Source organism: Porphyrobacter sp. YT40, from assembly GCF_006542605.1.
Classification (GTDB): Bacteria; Pseudomonadota; Alphaproteobacteria; order Sphingomonadales; family Sphingomonadaceae; genus Erythrobacter.
The window spans coordinates 2,872,792-2,890,061 of the sequence record NZ_CP041222.1; the positions used below are offsets into that span (position 1 = coordinate 2,872,792).

Annotated in this window: 11 protein-coding genes and 1 pseudogene; 8 read left to right on the forward strand and 4 right to left on the reverse strand. The window is 67.4% G+C overall.

Annotated features, from left to right (window positions below):
- From E2E27_RS13465 to E2E27_RS13485, 5 genes are read left to right on the forward strand one after another with little or no spacing between them, the layout of a single operon-like run.
- A complete protein-coding gene (locus tag E2E27_RS13465) occupies positions 1-942 on the forward strand; it encodes a DUF11 domain-containing protein (RefSeq protein WP_141459961.1) in 942 nt (313 codons plus the stop codon).
- Between the two features lie 10 nt (positions 943-952).
- The gene (locus tag E2E27_RS13470; RefSeq protein WP_141459963.1) at positions 953-1,429 is read left to right on the forward strand and encodes a hypothetical protein; all 477 of its coding nucleotides are present in this window, start codon (positions 953-955) and stop codon (positions 1,427-1,429) included.
- 55 nt (positions 1,430-1,484) lie between these two features.
- A complete protein-coding gene (locus E2E27_RS13475) occupies positions 1,485-2,495 on the forward strand; it encodes a hypothetical protein (RefSeq protein WP_234036060.1) in 1,011 nt (336 codons plus the stop codon).
- Positions 2,496-2,515: 20 nt separating this feature from the next.
- A complete protein-coding gene (locus E2E27_RS13480; RefSeq protein ID WP_234036061.1) occupies positions 2,516-7,597 on the forward strand; it encodes a carboxypeptidase-like regulatory domain-containing protein in 5,082 nt (1,693 codons plus the stop codon).
- Complete coding sequence (locus E2E27_RS13485; RefSeq protein ID WP_141459967.1) at positions 7,594-10,926, forward strand: beta strand repeat-containing protein; 3,333 nt, start codon at positions 7,594-7,596, stop codon at positions 10,924-10,926. Before E2E27_RS13480 ends, E2E27_RS13485 begins: the two co-directional genes overlap by 4 nt.
- Before the next feature lie 344 nt (positions 10,927-11,270).
- On the opposite strand, the gene E2E27_RS13490 is transcribed toward E2E27_RS13485, so the two are convergent.
- The 4 genes and pseudogenes from E2E27_RS13490 to E2E27_RS13505 all read right to left on the reverse strand — a co-directional run bounded on the left by E2E27_RS13490 (position 11,271) and on the right by E2E27_RS13505 (position 14,129).
- The gene (locus E2E27_RS13490) at positions 11,271-11,978 is read right to left on the reverse strand and encodes a VIT1/CCC1 transporter family protein (protein WP_141459969.1); all 708 of its coding nucleotides are present in this window, start codon (positions 11,976-11,978) and stop codon (positions 11,271-11,273) included.
- Between the two features lie 151 nt (positions 11,979-12,129).
- Positions 12,130-12,336: pseudogene (locus tag E2E27_RS19060) on the reverse strand (efflux RND transporter permease subunit); the annotation flags it as partial.
- The gene (locus E2E27_RS19065; protein WP_141459971.1) at positions 12,306-12,491 is read right to left on the reverse strand and encodes a hypothetical protein; all 186 of its coding nucleotides are present in this window, start codon (positions 12,489-12,491) and stop codon (positions 12,306-12,308) included. The gene E2E27_RS19065 and the pseudogene E2E27_RS19060, both read right to left, overlap by 31 nt.
- A 447-nt stretch (positions 12,492-12,938) precedes the next feature.
- Positions 12,939-14,129 carry an OprO/OprP family phosphate-selective porin gene (locus E2E27_RS13505; RefSeq protein ID WP_181443446.1) on the reverse strand — a complete coding sequence of 397 codons (1,191 nt, stop codon included), beginning with the start codon at positions 14,127-14,129 and terminating at the stop codon, positions 12,939-12,941.
- Between the two features lie 174 nt (positions 14,130-14,303).
- Here E2E27_RS13505 and E2E27_RS13510 point away from each other — a divergent pair, with 174 nt between their 5' ends.
- The 3 genes from E2E27_RS13510 to E2E27_RS13515 are packed head-to-tail and all read left to right on the forward strand — an operon-like array spanning position 14,304 to position 17,220.
- A complete protein-coding gene (locus E2E27_RS13510; RefSeq protein ID WP_141459975.1) occupies positions 14,304-15,392 on the forward strand; it encodes a DUF1611 domain-containing protein in 1,089 nt (362 codons plus the stop codon).
- Positions 15,389-16,426, forward strand: coding sequence for a hypothetical protein (locus E2E27_RS18790; protein ID WP_181443447.1), 1,038 nt, complete (start codon positions 15,389-15,391; stop codon positions 16,424-16,426). Before E2E27_RS13510 ends, E2E27_RS18790 begins: the two co-directional genes overlap by 4 nt.
- A complete protein-coding gene (locus tag E2E27_RS13515) occupies positions 16,426-17,220 on the forward strand; it encodes an alpha/beta fold hydrolase (protein ID WP_181443448.1) in 795 nt (264 codons plus the stop codon). The genes E2E27_RS18790 and E2E27_RS13515 overlap by 1 nt, the downstream gene beginning before the upstream one ends.
- Positions 17,221-17,270: the final 50 nt, after the last annotated feature.

Below are 17,270 nucleotides of genomic sequence, written 5' to 3' on the forward strand. Positions count from 1 at the left end.
ATGGCTGCCGCGTTGCTCGGAACCGCTCAGCCTGCCTCGGCCAATCCGGTGCCCGCAGGTTCGGTGATCGAGAGCACCGCCGAGGCCACTTACGAGGACAGCGGCGTGTCCCGCACCGTCACGTCCAACACGGTTCAGGTGCGCGTCGATGAGCTTCTGGGGGTTGCGGCCGCCACGCTCGATGCCGGGCCGCTTGCCGTGCGCAGCGGACCGCAGGTTCTCAGTTTTGTCGTCAGCAATACGGGCAACGGGCCGGAGGCCGTTACGCTGGAGGTCGTGACGTCCGTTCCCGGCAATGCGTTCGACACCACACCCGATGCCGTCGCGCTCGATAGCAACAACAACGGTGTCTATGATCCGGGCGTCGATGCGGTGCTCCCCGGGCCCAGTGTCACCGGCCCTATCCCTGCTGGCGGAACCGAGCGGGTGTTCGTCATCTTGATTGTTCCGAGCGGGATCGGCGATGGCGCGCTTAGCCAAGTCAACCTGATCGCCCGCACGGCGACCGGCACCGGCACGCCGGGAACGACCTTCGCCGGGGCCGGCGAGAGCGGCGTCGATGCTGTGGTCGGCGCCGGCGGCGGGCAGGCGAGCGCCACCGGTGAGATGGTCGGCAGCGCCAGCACCGTCACGCTGGTCAAATGGGCCAGCGTGACGGATCCTTTCGGAGGATCGAGCCCGCTCCCCGGTGCGACCATCACCTACGGGATGGAGTTTCTGGTGACGGGCTCGGCGCCCGTCGACGCGGCGGCGATCACCGACACGATCCCGCCCGGCACCCGCTACTCCGCCGGATCGCTGACGCTGGAGGGCGCGCCGCTCACCGATGCCGCAGGCGATGATGCGGGCGAGGCGTCCGCGGCCGGTATCGCCGTCACCCTCGGCACGGTTCCGGCGGGGGCTTCAAGAACCGTCACCTTCGACGTTCTGATCGAGGAATAGGAGCTAACCGATGAGATTTTCCTCTGCGTTCGCCCTTGGCGCAGCGATGATCGCGCTTGCCGCGCCCACACAGGCACTTGCCGAAACGCCGCTCGAACTGGTGGGCTACGTCAAGATCGAGAAGGTCACGACAACGCCCTCGGGCGAGCGGCAGGTCGAGTGGGTCGAACCCGACGTGGTGGTCCCCGGCGACCGGCTGATCTTCGGCACGCGCTTTACCAACAAGGGTGCCGCCACACTCGAACGGATCGTGGTCTCCAACCCTGTTCCGGCAAGTGTCCGACTCTCGGGAGAGATCGACACGGCGCTGCTGGTGTCGGTCGATGGCGGCACGACCTGGGGCCAGCTATCCGAGCTTGAAATCCCCGCCCCGGACGGAACGCGCCGCGCTGCGCGCCCGGAGGATGTCACCAATGTCCGCTGGGTGCTGCCCGCGATCGCTCCGGGTGAGCGAGGGCAGCTCGAATTCCCCGTGACGGTCCGCTGACCGCCGCGCCCTGCCCCCTTTCATGGAGCCGAAAGACATGACTTGCCCTTCCAGGTTGGCTGCACTCGCCGCCGGCACCGCGTTGATCGCGCTGCAGACCGCGCCCGCCTTTGCCGAAGGCACCAACGCCGGCACCACGATCACGAACACGGCGACAGTCGATTACGAGGTCGGCGGGGTGCAGCAGACGCAGGAAACTGCCAGCGACAGCTTCACCGTCGACCGCAAGGTTAACCTGACCGTGGCGCTGGTCGGCGGCCCCACCACGTCGGTTGTACCCGGTGAAGCGGGCGCAGTGATCACCTTCGATGTGGCCAACCTGTCGAACGACACGATCGATGCGGTGCTCGCCGTCACGCAGGCTGCAAGCGGTGACGACTTCGACGTCGGCAATGTGCGGATTGTCATCGATGACGGCAATGGTGTCTACGATGCGGGCGACACCGAGGCCGCACTGATCGACGAAATCGCCGAAGATGCGACGGTGCGCGTCTTCGTGGTGAGCGATATTCCGCTTGGCCGGGCCAACGATGATCTTGCCAACCTGACCCTGTCCGCCACCGCCCATGAAGGCGGTGCGCCCGGCTCGCAGGGCGCGGTGCTGACGGCAACTTCGGGCGCCAACACCAATGGAATCGACACCGTGCTGGCCGATAGCGCAGGCTCTGATGACAGTGCCAATGATGGCATTTTCTCCACACGCGGCGGTTACAGCGTCACAGCCGCCACCCTGACAGTAACCAAGACCAACCGCGTGCTTCAGGACCCCGTCAACGGCAGCACGAATCCCAAGGCGATCCCCGGCGCAGAGGTCGAATATTGTGTCGCGGTGAGCAATGCGGCGGGCAGTGCGCTGGCGACGAATATCGTGGTAACCGATGTCGTCCCGGCCGATCTGACCATCGTGGCCGGGAGCATCCTCGTCGATGGCACGCTGGACGGGTCGAACAATTGCACCGGCGGCAGCGCGGGCGGCAGCATTTCGGGCCAGACCGTCACCGCGCCGCTCAGCGACATCGCAGGCGGTGAGACCCGGACTGCCGCGTTCCGCGTCACGATCAACTAGGCTCTGGCAGTGTGGCCGCAGTGGCGCGGACTGTCCTTGCTGCCTGCCAGCGCTTCAGCCGGATCGGCCTGTGGCTGGGCGCCATCACGGCGCTCGCCCTCGGCGCCGCGCCCGCCGCGGCCGAGACGATCGAGAACGTTGCCTATGCGCAGTGGATCGAGGCGGGCGTGGCGCAGGAGGTGCCTTCCAACCGTGTCACGGTGACTCGCGCCGCACAGTCGGCGACGCTCGAGACCTGGCGCAGCGCGCCCGGCAGTCCGGCCAACATCACGCTGTTCGCTTCGCTCTGTCAGTCAGGCGAGCGCGGGGCGGCGCAGAGCCTCGCCATCGCCCCCGCCACCCGGTATCGGCCTAGCGAGACAATCCTCTTCACCCTTGCCGCGCCCGCCGCAAACGCCGATCCGGTCGCGGTCGACACGGTCACGATCACCGTCGACAACAATGCTGGCGAGCACATCGACCTGACCGTCTTCGAAACCGGGCCGGACACCGCCATATTCGCCGGCAGCATAGCCACCCGGAGGCCCGGCATGGGGCAGAACGGCGACGGTTGCGTGCTGACGGTCACCTCGGGTGACACGGTGACGCTGGCGACCGCTGACGGATTTGCGGGAGGCGCGGCGCTCAGCCGGGATCTGCTTATCCTTGCCGACCCCTTCGGCGTGGTGTTCGACAGCGAGAACGGCGCCGCCGTCTCGGGCGCGCGGGTCACGCTGCGCGATGCCGCCACAGGCGCGGCGGCGCAGGTGTTTGCAGAAGATGGCGTGACGCCATGGCCCTCGTCGGTTGTCAGCGGTGAGCCGATCATCGATGCGGCGGGCAATTCCTACCCTATGGCTCCGGGCCGCTACTGGTTCCCGCTGGCACCGCAGGGGCGTTACCGGCTGGTGATCGAGCCGCCCCCCGGCTTCGCGGCCCCCTCGAGCGCGCCCCCCGCGCAGCTGGCACTCCTGCCTCGCCCGGATGGCGGGGCTTTCGCTGTGTCCGACGCCTCGTTCGGCGGCGAGTTTGCCCTCGCCAGCACTGCCCCGCTCGAGATCGACGTTCCGCTCGATCGTGACGCGGCCACGCCTGCCCTCACCTTCTCCGTATCGCGCCCCCGCGCACAGCCGGGCGATCCGCTCGTCTACAGCCTGCTCGTAACCAACCCTCAGTCGCAGGAGCGGCGCGACATTGCGCTGACCATCGATATGCCGCGCGCGCTGCGCATCAGGATCGAGACGCTGCGGATCGATGGCGCGACACCGCCGCCCGGAAGCATCACCATCGCCCCCGACGGGCGCAGCGTGACGATCCTGCTCGATCGCCTACCCGGCTCCGGTGCGGCCCGGATCACCTATGGCGCCGCCATCCGTGCCGACGCCGCAGCGGGCCAGCTGGTCAGCCGTGCCGCAGCCCGCGACATACTTGGCCGCACCGCCCGCGCCGAGGCTGCGGTCACGATCGAGCGCGACACCATCTCCGGCCGAATGACCATCATCGGGCGGGTGGTGCTGGGCGAATGCGGGAGCGACGATACCACAGCCAGTCTCGGCGGGGTGCGCGTGATGATGGAGGACGGCAGCTTCGCGGTCACCGATGCTGGCGGGCGCTACCGGTTCGAGCGCGTCGTGCCCGGCACCCATGTCGTGCAGGTTGCGTCCGGGACGTTGCCGACCGGCGCCCGGCTGGTCGATTGCACGCGGTCGACCCGGAGCGCGGGCGATGCCGGATCGCGGTTCGTGACCGGACAGGGCGGATCGCTGGCACGGGCGGATTTCCACGTCCTTCTGCCCGCCGGCTCGTCCGCCCCGAGGATCGCGATGGCCGATGATCTGCTGTTGAACGATGAGGTGGTTCGGGGCGGTCTGCGCGAGCTGGTTGCGGCCCCTCCCGAGACCGATTGGCTCGCGCTGGGCGATGGCCCCGATGGCTTTCTCGCGCCCACCGCAGACGCCAATCCCCGCGTGCCCGCCATCAAGGTCGTTTTTCGCCACCGCGCCGGGCAGACCATCCGGCTGTCTGTCGATGGCCAGCCGGTCGATCCGGTTGCCTTCGACGGCACCCTGAAGGCCGCCAGCGGCGGCTATGCCGTCAGCCAATGGCGCGGCGTTCCGTTGCTGAACGAGCGCACGGTGCTGGCCGCCGAGATCGTCAATTCGCTCGGCGGGGTCAACGCGCGGATCGAACGCGACGTGTTCTTCACCTCCACCCCCGCACGGGTCGAGCTGGTGGCCGACCAATCACAACTCATCGCCGATGGCGTCACCCGCCCGGTGGTGGTCGTGCGGATCACCGACCGCAACGGCCGCCCGGTGCGCGAAGGGCTTTCGGGCAGCTTTACCCTGAACGCTCCCTTCGAAAGCGCTGTGGCGATCGAACAGCAGCAGCTGCGCCAGTTGAGCGGCATCGGGGAAGCCTCGGCGCGCTGGCTGGTCGAGGGTGACGAGGGCCTCGCCCGGATCGAACTGGCCCCGACCATGGTCAGCGGCCAGCTGCGCATGAGCTTCGACTTCGCCAGTGACAACATCCGCCGCCGGCAGGAGATCGAGGCATGGGTGGTGCCGGGTGATGTCCAATGGACCATCGTGGGCCTCGGCGAAGCCAGCATCGGCGCGCGCTCGGTTGCGGACAACATGGAGCGCGGCGAGGGTTTCGAGAGCGATCTGGGCCGCAATGCCCGCGTGGCGCTTTACGCCAAGGGGCGGGTGCTGGGGAAATACCTCCTCACGCTCGCCTATGACAGCGCGAAGCAGCGCGATGACCAGCCGCTTGTCGGCGCGATCGATCCGGCGGCCTACTATACCGTGTTCGGCGACAATTCGCAGCGCCGCTTCGATGCCGCCAGCCGCGAGAACCTGTATGTGCGGATCGAGAGCGCCACCTTCTTTGCGCTCTATGGCGATTTCCAGACCGGCTTCGACCAGACCACGCTGGGACGTTATCAGCGCACCGCAACCGGCGTGCGCGCGTCGGCCCGGCTGGGCGACGTGCGGACCGAGGCCTTCGGCGCACGGATCGGCAGCACCTTCCGGCGCGACGAATTTCAGGGCAATGGCCTCGCCGGGCCCTACAACCTCGGCAGCCGCGACATTCTGACCAATTCCGAACGCGTCACCATCGAAGTGCGCGACCGGTTCCGTTCGGAAGTGGTGGTCTCTTCGCGCAGCCTGACGCGGTTCATCGATTACACCATCGATATCCTGTCGGGCACGATCACCTTCAGCGAACCGATCCTGTCCCGCGATGGCGATCTCAACCCGCAGATCGTCATCATCGAGTATGAAACCGGTGCTACCGGCGGTGGGGCGATCAATGCCGGGGTGCGGACCGAATGGAGCGCGGATGACGGCGCCGTGCAGCTGGCGGCAACCGCGATCACAGACGAGACCGATGGGTTGCGCACCCAAGTCGCGGTCGCCGATACCCGCATCCAGCTTGGCGCGGGGACCGAAGTGCGCGCCGAAATCGGCGTGAGTGCAGCACAGGGCGAGACCGCCCAGGCGTGGCTCGCCGAAGTGCAGCACCAAGCCGGCAAGCTCGATCTCATCGCCTATGCCCGCCAGATCGGGAGCGACTACGGGATCGGTCAGCAAAGCCTCGCCGAGACCGGGCGGCGCAAGCTGGGGCTGGATGGTCGCTATCGGATCGACGATAAGCTTTCGGCCATTGCCAGTCTGTTGCAGGACCAGAGCCTGACCGATGCGGCGCGGAGGCGCGGCGGGCAGGTGGAGCTTTCATGGCGCTCGCCTGCCACCGATACGCGGCTGGGGCTCGCCCATTTCGATGACCGGCTGGCGAACGGAGAGCGCCGCGCCTCCACCCTGCTTCAGGCGGCAGCAAGCCAGCGCCTGTTCGCAAACCGGCTGGAGATCAGCGGCGATACGAGCGTCGCGCTGGGCGGCGGCGAAGGCTCGCTCGATCTGCCGCCCCGCCACCGGCTGGGTCTGCGCTATGCACTGACCTCCGACATCCGGCTGACGGGTGCCTATGAAATCGCCGACAGCGCGGCGATCAAGGCGCGCACGCTACGGGCCGGGCTGGAAGTGAGCCCCTGGGAGGGCGGCAGAATTCTCTCGACGCTCGGCAGCAATAGCGGCAGTGGCAGCGGCAATGCGGCGGGCGGTGCCTTTGCCGGTTTCGGGCTCGCCCAGACGGTCAATCTCACGCCGACCCTGAGCATCAGCGCGACGCTCGACGGCAACCGGATTCTCGGCGATGCTCCCGCGCCGGAGGCGGTGATCAATCCCGGGCTGCCGCCCGCCAATGGCGGACCCCTGGGCGTCGACCGGACGCTGTTCGAGGATTTTACCGCCGTCACTTTCAGCGGGGCGTGGCGCAGCGGGCGCTGGACGGCGAACGGGCGCGCTGAATACCGCGACGGGCAATTCGCCGACCGCTACGGTGCGACGCTCGGCGTGCTCCGCCAGATCGGCGGGGGGCGCGCGCTGGGCGGCAATCTGATGTGGACCCGCAGCACGGCTCCCGGGGGCGCCTCGGCAGAGATCATGGACCTGGCCCTCACCCTCGCCCACCGGCCCGACGGGTCGGATTTTGCACTTTTGGGGCGGGTCGAATATCGCAGCGATGCGGTGACCGGCGCGCTCGCAGGGCAGACCGGGCCGGTGGGCCGCACGGCCTTGACCGTTACCGGCGATGCCCTTTCGCGGCGACTGGTGGGCAGCGTTTCGGCCAACTGGTCGCCGCGCGCGCGCAGCGGCGCAGGGCAGCTGAGCGAGGTCGGCCTGTTTCTCGGCACACGCTATGGCTTCGACCGGTTGGAGGGGCTGGATCTTGAGGGCCTGACCGCGCTTGCCGGGCTCGATGTCAGGATCGGCCTGTCCGAATGGCTCGACATCGGCGGCAGCGCCACCTTGCGCGCCAATGTCACCGACGGCAGCTACAGCTATGCCATCGGCCCGCAAGCGAGCTTCGTGGTTGCCGAGGGCACGCTGCTGAGCCTTGGCTACAACATAGCCGGGTTCCGCGACCCCGATTTCAGCCTCGACCGCGCACTCGATCAGGGCCTGTTCGCAGGATTCCGGTTCAAGTTCGATGCCGGTCTGCTGGGCATTTCCGGCAACGCGGCACCGGCTGCTGGCAGGACGGAGGCGCCGCGATGATCGCCGGATGCCTTGTCTGCGCGCGGCGCGCTCTCGTCATCGCGATGCTGTTTCTGGTAACGCTGACCGCTTTCCCGGATCGTGCGGCTGCCCAAACCGCGATCACGATCGATCCCGCCACGGCCGTGGAGGCGGCGAGCACGACGGTCACCCTCAATCATACGGTGGGCAGCGGCTCCAATCGTCTGATTCTCGTCTCGGTCGCGATCGAGCGCAATGACGCAGCCGTGAGTTCGGTGACCTACGCCGGGCAGCCCTTGAGCCTGCTCGGACGACTCACCGATCCCGGCGCAGGGGCAACGCTCGAAATCTGGGGACGGCTCGCCCCGACCAGCGGCACCAATCCGGTGGTCGTGACGCTTGGCAACAGCGCGGCGACGGTGGTGGGGGCGATATCCTTCGCCAATGTCAGCCAGACCAATGCGATCGCTGGCGGCCAGCTGTTCGGCTTCAATGGCGGCACTGTGGCATCGGGGAGCGTCGCGAGCACGGCCGAACAGCTCGTGATCGCGACGATCGCCGCCAATGACGAGGTCAACACGGTCACGGCAGGCGCCGGGCAGACAAGCCGCTGGAACGTGCTGAACGCCGCCGACGTGATTGGCGCGGGCAGCACCCGCAACGGCGCGGCGGGCAGCACCACCATGAGCTACACCTTCCCCAACCCAGGGCGATCGGTGATCGGCGTCATCGCGCTTCAGGCGGCAAGTCCCCTGATCGTGACCAACGCCAACGACAGCGGCGGCGGATCGCTGCGCGCGGCGATTGCTGCGGCCAATGCCAGCACGGCGGCGGAGACCATCACCTTCAACATTCCCGGCGCGGGGCCGCATGTCATCACGCTTGCCTCGGCGCTCCCTGCGCTGACCGGTAACGGCGACAGCATCGACGGCAGCACGCAGCCCGGTGCGCAGTGCCGCGACCTGTGGTCGGGCAGCGCGCATGATCTGCGGATCAACCTGCGCGGCAATGGCAGCTTCGACGGGTTGCAGCTCTCCGGCTCCAGTCAGACCGTCAGGGGCCTTGCGTTGACCGGATTCGATCAGGCGATCCGCCTGCTCTCCACCAGCAACACGGCAACCCTCTATTGCAACTATCTCGGCCTGTTTCCCGATGGCACCACCGGCGCGAACAACCGCGGCGTGTGGGTCAGCGGGGCGAGCGCGCGGATCGGCGGGCTCGGCGCAGGCCAGGGCAACGTGATCTCCGGCAACAATGTCGCCGGTATCCTCACCACGCAAGGCAGCACCGACACCGCGATCCGCAACAACTTCATCGGGACCGAGCACACAGGAGTGGGCCCGCGCGCCAACGGCACGGGGATCAACCACTTCAACGGCATCGGCACCTGGCGCGACATCACCCGCAACCTCATTTCCGGCAATAACGGCAATGCCGGGATCACGCTGGAGAGCGACGACCGCATCAGCCCGTCGGATGGCCAGATCCGCATTCAAGGCAACATCATCGGCGCCAACCGCACGCTCACCGCCCTTCTGCGCAATGGTGGTGACGGCATCCTGTTCGATGTGGGCAGCATCACCGGCGTGCTGATCGGGGGGACTGCCTCGAGCGAGGGCAACATCATCACGGCCAACGGCGACGGGATCGAGCTGCGGACGGTGACAGGCATCATCATCCGCGGCAACACCATCGCCATCTCGGGCGGGCGCGGGATCGTGCTGGACGGGGTCACCAACGCCACCGTCGGCGGAACGGACGCGGCGCAGGCGAACAGCATCGGCGGCAATGCGGGCGATGCACTGCGGATTGCCAACAACGCCTCTGGCATAAGCGTAACCGGCAACCTGATCCGCCCGGTCACGACAATCGGAGGCACCTTTGCCAATGGCGGGCACGGCATCGCGCTCGACAATGTCAGCAACATCACCATTGGCGACGGGACCACCGGGGGCCGCAACGTCATCGCGGGCAATGGCGGGCGCGGGATCCAGGGCACCGGGACCAATTCGGCCATCACGATCAACGGCAACTACATCGGCACCGATCTGACGGGGAACGTCGCCGTCACCAACGCCCAGAACATGGGCGCGCTGGTGAAGGATGCGATCTCCTTTGACCAGAGCGGAACGATCAATAACCTCCTGATTACGGGCAATGTCATCGGCGGTCATGCTGCGGCTCAGGTAGAGGTCTGGAACAGCACATCGAACGGCGTGACGATCACCGGCAACAAGATCGGCATCGGGGCCGACGGCGTGTCGGCAATCGTATCAGGCAATACCGAGGAACTGATCTTCATCGGGGGCGGCACCTCGCATTCCAACGTGACGATCGGAGGCGAGGCGCCGGGGCTCGGCAATCTGCTGGCCAATTCCGCCGTATCGGGCATCCGCCTCGAATCGACCGGCATCAACCTTCAGGTGATCGGCAACACGATCCGCAACAATGCACGCAACGGCATCATCGTGCTGGGCAACACCCGCGCCGCGCTGGTGAGCAATCGGATCTATGCCAACGGACTGCTCGGGATCGATCTGGCAGACAACGGCGTGACCGCGAACGATGCAGGCGATGGCGACAGTGGCGCGAACGATCTGCTGAACTTCCCGCAAGCGATCAGGGCCAATGTCGCCGGCCCCAACCAGTTGCGCTACAACGTCACGCTCGACGCACCGGCAGCCGCGAGCGGCTATCGCATCGAATTCTTCGCCAACAGCGCCGCTGATGCGACGGGCTTTGGCGAAGGAGAGCGCTTCCTCGGCCATGTCGACATCACCCATGCGGGCGGCGCGCAGAGCTACACCGGCACGCTGACGACGCTTCAGCCGGTCGCGATCGGCGATGTCATCTCGGCCACCACCTCGCGGCGCACATTAGTCGGGACGTGGGACATGACCTCGGAATTCTCGGCGGTCGCGACGGCGGAAGGGGTGGCAGCCCTTACCGTGGCGATCACCTCCGAACTCTTCGAGCCAGCGCCCGGAAACGCGTTCTTTATCCCGGGCAACGATGTCCTGCTCACCACCACCGTCAGCAACGCGGGGACAGGCAGCACCGATGCGGATTCGATTTTCCTCGCCGTCAGGATCGATCCGGCTCATGCCTTTCACAATGCCGCGACCCCGGCGCTTGGCGGCGTGGTCGGGTTCCAGAGCGGCACGCCCGGCCTCGCCTTCACTCCGGGTACGGACCTGCGGTTTTCCGACAGTGCACTTCCCCCCACGTCCTTCGGACAATGCACCTATAATCCCGCCCCGGGTTATGACCCCCAGGTGCGGCACGTGTGTCTGAATCCGAAGGGCACACTGCCGAGCGGGGCTCCCCAAGGCCAGTTCACGGTGCGGCTGCGCGCGCGTATCGGATGACCGGCCGAGACGCTCGGTGTGCAATCGCAAATGCGCAGCACGAAGCTCGCTGCATTACCGTCAGGCTGCCGCAACCTCATCAGATGCCTAGCGGCTCATGTGGCGTGATCGGGCACAAATTCGGCCATTGCAACGCTTTCCCGGAAAAGGAACTTCGACAACGTGCGAAACCCGCTTTCCGTTTCAACTATTTACGGATTTCGGTGGCGAAGGAGGGATCAGGAAAATCGCCCCATCACCCTGAAAGATCGAAGATTGTCTCTTGTTCGGAACCCGAATACCACCACGCGAATCTTGGGCAGAGACAAGAGATCAGACCCCTTCAGCAGGCGCATTTTCAGTCGTCAGACGCTGACCCCGAACAGGCGGCCCACCGCCGCCGTCGTCGCCATCGCGAAGACGCCCCAGCCGACCACCCGCAGGGTCGCCGGCACCAGCGGCGCGGCGCCCGCCTTGGCTCCCAGCGCGCCAAGCACCGCGAGAGCGAGGATCGACACCGCCACCACCGTCACCATGATTGCGCCCGCCGGGGCCAGCCACGCCGCCACCAGCGGCACCGCAGCAGCCGCGCTGAAAGTCACGCCCGAGGCCAGCGCCGCCTGCAAGGGCCGCGCGGCGAGATGGTCGCTGAGGCCGAGTTCGTCGCGCACATGGGCGGCCAGCGGATCGAGCGCGGTCAGCTCGCGCGCCACGGCGGCGGCGGTTTCATGGCTGAGGCCACGCTCACGATAGATCGCCGCGAGTTCGGCCTCCTCATCCGCAGGAGTGGCTTCGAGCGCCTCGGCCTCGCGCCGGATATCGGCCTGTTCGGAATCGGCCTGGCTGGAAACCGAGATATACTCGCCCGCCGCCATCGACATCGCGCCCGCCATCAGCGCGGCCACCCCGGCGACCAGCACCGGCCCGGTCTCGGGCGTTGCTGCCGCCACCCCTATGATCAGCGAGGCGACCGAAATGATCCCGTCATTCGCCCCCAGCACCGCCGCGCGCAGCCAGCCGGTGCGGTGGACATAGTGCGGATCGTCCGGATGGGCGCTGTCGGCTGTGGTCATGGCGGTGGTCCTCGGGCTTGCGGAAACAGGCTTTCACCTCCTGTGGGCGAATTGCAACCGGCGCGGCGCCAATCCCCAGCCACAGGTCATGCGCATCGATCCGCATTCTGGCGATCGCCCGCATCGCCAAGGCCAGCGCACCCTCGGCCTGATCGGCGGGCCCTTCACCGAAGCGCTCGTAGAGGATCGGCAGCAGCACCAGCGTCAGCAGGGTGGCGGTCACCAGCCCACCGATCACCACGATGGCGAGCGGCTTCTGGATTTCCGAGTGCGGCCCGGTCGCGAACAGCAGCGGGACGAGGCCGAAGGCGGCGATGCTGGCGGTCATCAGCACCGGGCGCAGCCGCCGCTCCGCGCCCGCCGCACGCCATCGGCGACCATGCCCGCGCGCACACCTTCGACCTGCGCGCGCATCATCTCCTGCAATTCCGATACGGGCATTGCGTCCCGGCCTGCCGTGACCCGGTCGATGTCGACCGGCAGGTAATCGACGCGGTCATTGGCGACTGTCATCGCCTCGCTGGTGCCTGCGATCCCCTCCAGCCGGGTCCGGAAGAGGGATCAAAAAATCCCTCTAATAGCCTGAAGCATTGGCAATATGCGGCAGGTCGCCACCCCGATACCCCCGCTGATACCCCCAAGGAAAACTTTTCCGCAGGCGAGAGATCAGTGCTCCGTAGCAGGTGTGTTTTGCGGATGATCGCGCCGTGAAGTTGGCTTTATACGGCATGATTATCGTGAACTCGTCCGCCAAACGATCACCTTAGTTCTGCGAATTTTCGCCCTGCATCTCTGGGTGCGACCAGACCCGACCATTGTAAGGGGCGATATCGTGCACCCGGATTCAACGGAGGCCGCTAATCCGGAATCCCGATCACGCGAGCGTCATGCACATGACAGCACGTGGGTTGCATCCTGACAGCCCTGCCTGGTGCGTCCGTCCCGCGAAATCTTGCCTCACTAGAATTCCAGCTGGAACCGCACCACGCCGAGATTGCCGCTGGCATCGGGCACCAGCGCACGGCCGGCCGTGCGGGTGTGCGCGTAGTTGGCGAGAACACGGATGTTGCGGGTGATGTACCACGTCGCCCCGGCGCTCAGGATGCTCGCGGTTCCGCGGTCCAGTGCCGCATCGTCGAGATCGGCACGGCTGTAGCGCGCGTTGAGTTCGACCGCGCCGCCCTTCTTGCCGATCCGCGCCCCGCTCGGCACGCCGCTGCTGCGCGAATAGCCATAGCGCTCGCCGGTGACGAGCCAGCCAGCGCCCACATACCAGCCATTTAAATCGAGACTGGGTGCCGCGACGCGGTCAATCGTGGCGGCGATGTATTGCGCCTGCACCTGCACCGGCCCGCGGGCATAGGCGAACTCGGCATTATAGGCGTCGAGCGTGCGCGCGCCGGTCAGTGCGCCGGTCGAGGAAAGGCTGGGGGCGAGGCTCGACGCGGAGATCGCGGTGAAACGCGGCGGTTCGGCGGCATTGAACGCGCGGTGTTCATAGGCCGCGCCCAGATGCAGGAAGCTCTCGCGCTCACGGATCGGGGCGAAGGTCGCACGCAGGACAAAGCCATCGCCGCGCACCCGCGACTGTCCGACCTCGTCGTCGAGCGCATCGGTGAAATAGCCGCCAGCGATGGTGAACCCCTCGCCCGCATACTTGACGCTACCGCCGAGGCCGAAGCCGGGCGAGAACGCATTGGCCAGCGAACGTTCGGCAAGCGCCATCGCGTTGGAACTCTGCATGTCCTCCATGCTGAAGGGGACGATCATGTTGCCGCCCTTGATCTCCAGGCCCTCGACCGGTTCGACCGCCAGCCACAGATTGCGCCAGCCATCGGCCTGCGCGAATTCGCGGTCGACCCGCACCGTCACCACATCCCCGAACTTGGCCGAGAATTCGAGCCGCGCGCGGCGCACATCGGCGTCACTGCCGTCGGTGAGGCCGTGTTCGAACACGGCGGCATCGAGATGGAGCCTGCCGCCGAGGTTGAATTCGACATCGCCGGTCTTGAAAGTGAGGCCGTCCTCGTCGGCGCTGGCGTCTGCAACCTCTTCGGCCCTCACGGCGCCCCCGGCGCTCAGGGTTACAAGGCCCGCGGCAAGCGCGATGGCGCGGAGCGACGCGGCGGGACGGAACGGGTGCTTGATCATGTCTGAGTATCCTGTTGCTGCGAGGCTCGAGCCGAAAAGGGCCGTCCCGCTGCCAACGTGAGAGCCCCGCCGCTTATTCCCCCGGCCCCGAAAATCTTTTTTCCGCACGACCGGAATAAGCCCCCGCCCTCCCCCGTTAGCGTCAGGCAAGACCAGCCAGGAGGAGGCAAGCCAATGACCATCCATGATTTCCAATCGCTCGACGGGGAAGCCTATGGCGAGCGGCTCGCGCGGCGGCTCGGGGCGGCCAAGCGCGCCTTCACCACGCGCAATGTCGATCTGGCGGCGGCATCGCGGCTGGTGCGATCGGGCCGCCGACCGCAAGCCGGTGACCTCATCCTCGCGCGGGTCACCGGGCTCGGCCAGCATCGCCGGCTCGAGAATGTCCACGGCCGCCGCGGCGATCTTTACGAGGGCGACGAGATCATCGTCGCTTACGGCAATCGCTATGCGCCCGATCAGTTCGAAGCCTATGTCCCGGAGAACCTCGGCCCCTGCCACCTGGTCGCCGGGGGCGGGGTTGCAGCGTTCGTCACTTCGCGTCACGCGAGCATTAAGCCCGCGACCCGGATCGAGGTCATCGGCGCATTGATGCGGACTGACGGGCACCCCGTCAATTTGGCCGACTTCGCCCTCGCCCCGACGCCATCCGCGCGCCCGGCCCGGGTGATCGCGGTGGTGGGCAGCTCGATGAATGCGGGCAAGACCACGACCGTAAGCGGGTTGATCCACGGGCTGAGCCGCGCCGGTTTCAACGTCGGCGCGGCCAAGCTCACCGGCACGGGTTCAGGCGGAGACCTTTGGTCGATGCGCGATGCGGGCGCGGCGCTTGCGCTCGACTTCACCGATGCCGGTCATACTTCGACTTTCGGGGCTTCCGACGACGATCTGGGCCAAGTCGCGCAATTGCTGCTCGCCCGTCTCGGCGCGGCAGGAATGGATCTTGCTGTGGTCGAGATCGCTGACGGGCTGCTGCAGAGTGAAACCGCAGCGCTGGCCCTGACCGGTCATGCCCGGGGCTGGTTCGATGGGTTCCTGTTCGCCGCAGCCGACGCGATGGGGGCCGCTTTCGGCTGCGACTGGTTGACGAGGCACGGGATCGCGCCGCTGGCGATTTCGGGTCTGGTCACGGCCTCGCCGCTGGCCGCGCGGGAGGCGGCGATGGCGACGGGGATCGAACTCGCCGATCTCGCCGCGCTGCGTGATCCGGTGGCAGCGGCCCGCATCGCCTTTAGCACACCCGGACTGCGGGTGGCCGCGTGAGCGCTGCCCCGAGCCTTCTGGCGGGCCGACGGCGCGGTCTTGCGACGGCGCTGGTAGCGCTGGCGATCGGCGAGGCGCTGCTGGTCGTGCTGTTTGCGGCGCGGCTCGACCAGCTGCTGTCGGGCCCCGCACCAGCCCCTTCGGCATTGGCGGCGGGCGCGGTCATCGCGGCCGCCGCAGCCACCGCGCTGCTGCTTCAGCGCTGGGTCGGCGAGAGTTTCGCGCAAGGCTATGTCGCCGATTGCCGCGCCGCGCTTTACGCTGCGGTGGTGCGCTGGCGCGGCGCAACGGCCGGCGAGGGCGGCGCGCGGTGGCTCACCGGGCTGATCAACGACATGGCGTCGCTGCGCAATTATGCCCTGCGCGGTTCGGTCCGCCTGTGGACCAGCGCAACGGCTGCCGGTGCGGCCGGGCTGTGGGTCGCACTGACCATGCCGCAGCTGCGTGCCGGCCTTCTCCCGCTGCTGCTTGGCACGGCGATCATCCTGGCGCTCACCTTGCCGCTGTCGCGCGCGATTGTCGCACAGCGCCGCGAGCGGGGGCGGCTCAATCGCTTCATGGTGCGCAAGGTGCGCGCCGATCTTGAGAGCGCGCCGCCACGCAAGGGGCACGGCTACCGCAAGCTGGCGAGCCTTTCGGCCACCTTGGCCAGCGCGGCGGTGACCCGCGCCGCCACGATCGGCGCGATGGAGGCCATCGCAACGCTTGCCGGGCTTGCCGCGGCACTCGTGCTGGTATGGCAGGCTGGCGGTCGCGACGGCCACGCCGGGATCGCCGGACACCTGACCGTTATCGGCTTCATCGCCGCCCGGCTGCTGGAGAGTGTCCGTGCGCTCCACGCGCGGATCGGGGGACGGATCGCGCTCGATCGGCTCGCCGTTCTCATTGCCAGCGCCCCGCCCCGCAGACGCTCGCGGCGCTCATGGCCGGCGCGCAGCCGCGCTGCGCGGGCGCGCGAGCTCGAATCCCCCGCCGCGCCGCGCGCCGCACTCGCGCCGCCATCATCCCACCTGACGCAGGAGCGTGTGCCGTGATGCCTTACTTGAAACCGGACCGTGTTGCGCCCGCCTACCAGCCACGCTTTCGCCCCGCCAGCCATGCCGCGATGCCCGATTGCTACGTCGCCAATGTCAGGCCCGGCCAGCCGGTTCTCGTCGCGGTGCACGGCATAAGCCGCAATGCCGCCGAGATCGCGATGCGCTTTGCGCTCGACCCAGCCTTTGCCGGGACGACGATCATCGCCCCGCTGTTCACCCGCGAGGCTTTCGGCCAGTATCAGCAATTGCTGGCGCGCAAGCGCGGGCAGGTGCGGGCCGACGACGCGCTAATCGCACTGCTGGACGATCTCGGCGACGAGCAGGGTATCGCGGTCGATCGCTTTGCACTGTTCGGCTTTTCGGGCGGGGCCCAGATGGCGCACCGTTTCGCCATGTTCCATCCACACCGGGTGAGGCGCCTGTGCGTGGTTTCGGCCGGATGGTATTGCATGCCGCACACCGACATCGCCTATCCCCACGGCATCGGCGACGGGAAGAACGGGGCCATTGTCGAGCCGGAGTTCCTCGATATCCCGACCACGGTGATCGTCGGCAACCGGGACACGCGGATCGATACGTCGGTGCGGCAGGACGAAATCATCAACCTGCGTCAGGGTCGCAACCGCCTGCGCCGTGCGCGCTGCTACACCCGCGCGCTGCGCTGCTACGCCGAGGGTCAGGGCAAGGAAAGCGCCGCGACGCTGCTGACACTGCCGGGCGTGAGACATGATTTCCATCAATGCGTGACCGAAGGCGGGCTGCTGAGGATCGCCGCGCAGGCGTTGCTGTAGCAATCGATTTCAACTAGCCGTGCCCCGAGGGGCCATAAAGAAAAGAGCAG

What these genes read in the sequence shown, in the direction of transcription:
- E2E27_RS19065 (WP_141459971.1), bottom strand. Translation starts at nt 12,491, where the DNA reads ATGACAGTCGCCAATGACCGCGTCGATTACCTGCCGGTCGACATCGAC.
- E2E27_RS13505 (WP_181443446.1), bottom strand. Translation starts at nt 14,129, where the DNA reads ATGATCAAGCACCCGTTCCGTCCCGCCGCGTCGCTCCGCGCCATCGCG.
- E2E27_RS13470 (WP_141459963.1), top strand. Translation starts at nt 953, where the DNA reads ATGAGATTTTCCTCTGCGTTCGCCCTTGGCGCAGCGATGATCGCGCTT.
- E2E27_RS13515 (WP_181443448.1), top strand. Translation starts at nt 16,426, where the DNA reads ATGCCTTACTTGAAACCGGACCGTGTTGCGCCCGCCTACCAGCCACGC.
- E2E27_RS13490 (WP_141459969.1), bottom strand. Translation starts at nt 11,978, where the DNA reads ATGACCACAGCCGACAGCGCCCATCCGGACGATCCGCACTATGTCCAC.
- E2E27_RS13465 (WP_141459961.1), top strand. Translation starts at nt 1, where the DNA reads ATGGCTGCCGCGTTGCTCGGAACCGCTCAGCCTGCCTCGGCCAATCCG.
- E2E27_RS13485 (WP_141459967.1), top strand. Translation starts at nt 7,594, where the DNA reads ATGATCGCCGGATGCCTTGTCTGCGCGCGGCGCGCTCTCGTCATCGCG.
- E2E27_RS13510 (WP_141459975.1), top strand. Translation starts at nt 14,304, where the DNA reads ATGACCATCCATGATTTCCAATCGCTCGACGGGGAAGCCTATGGCGAG.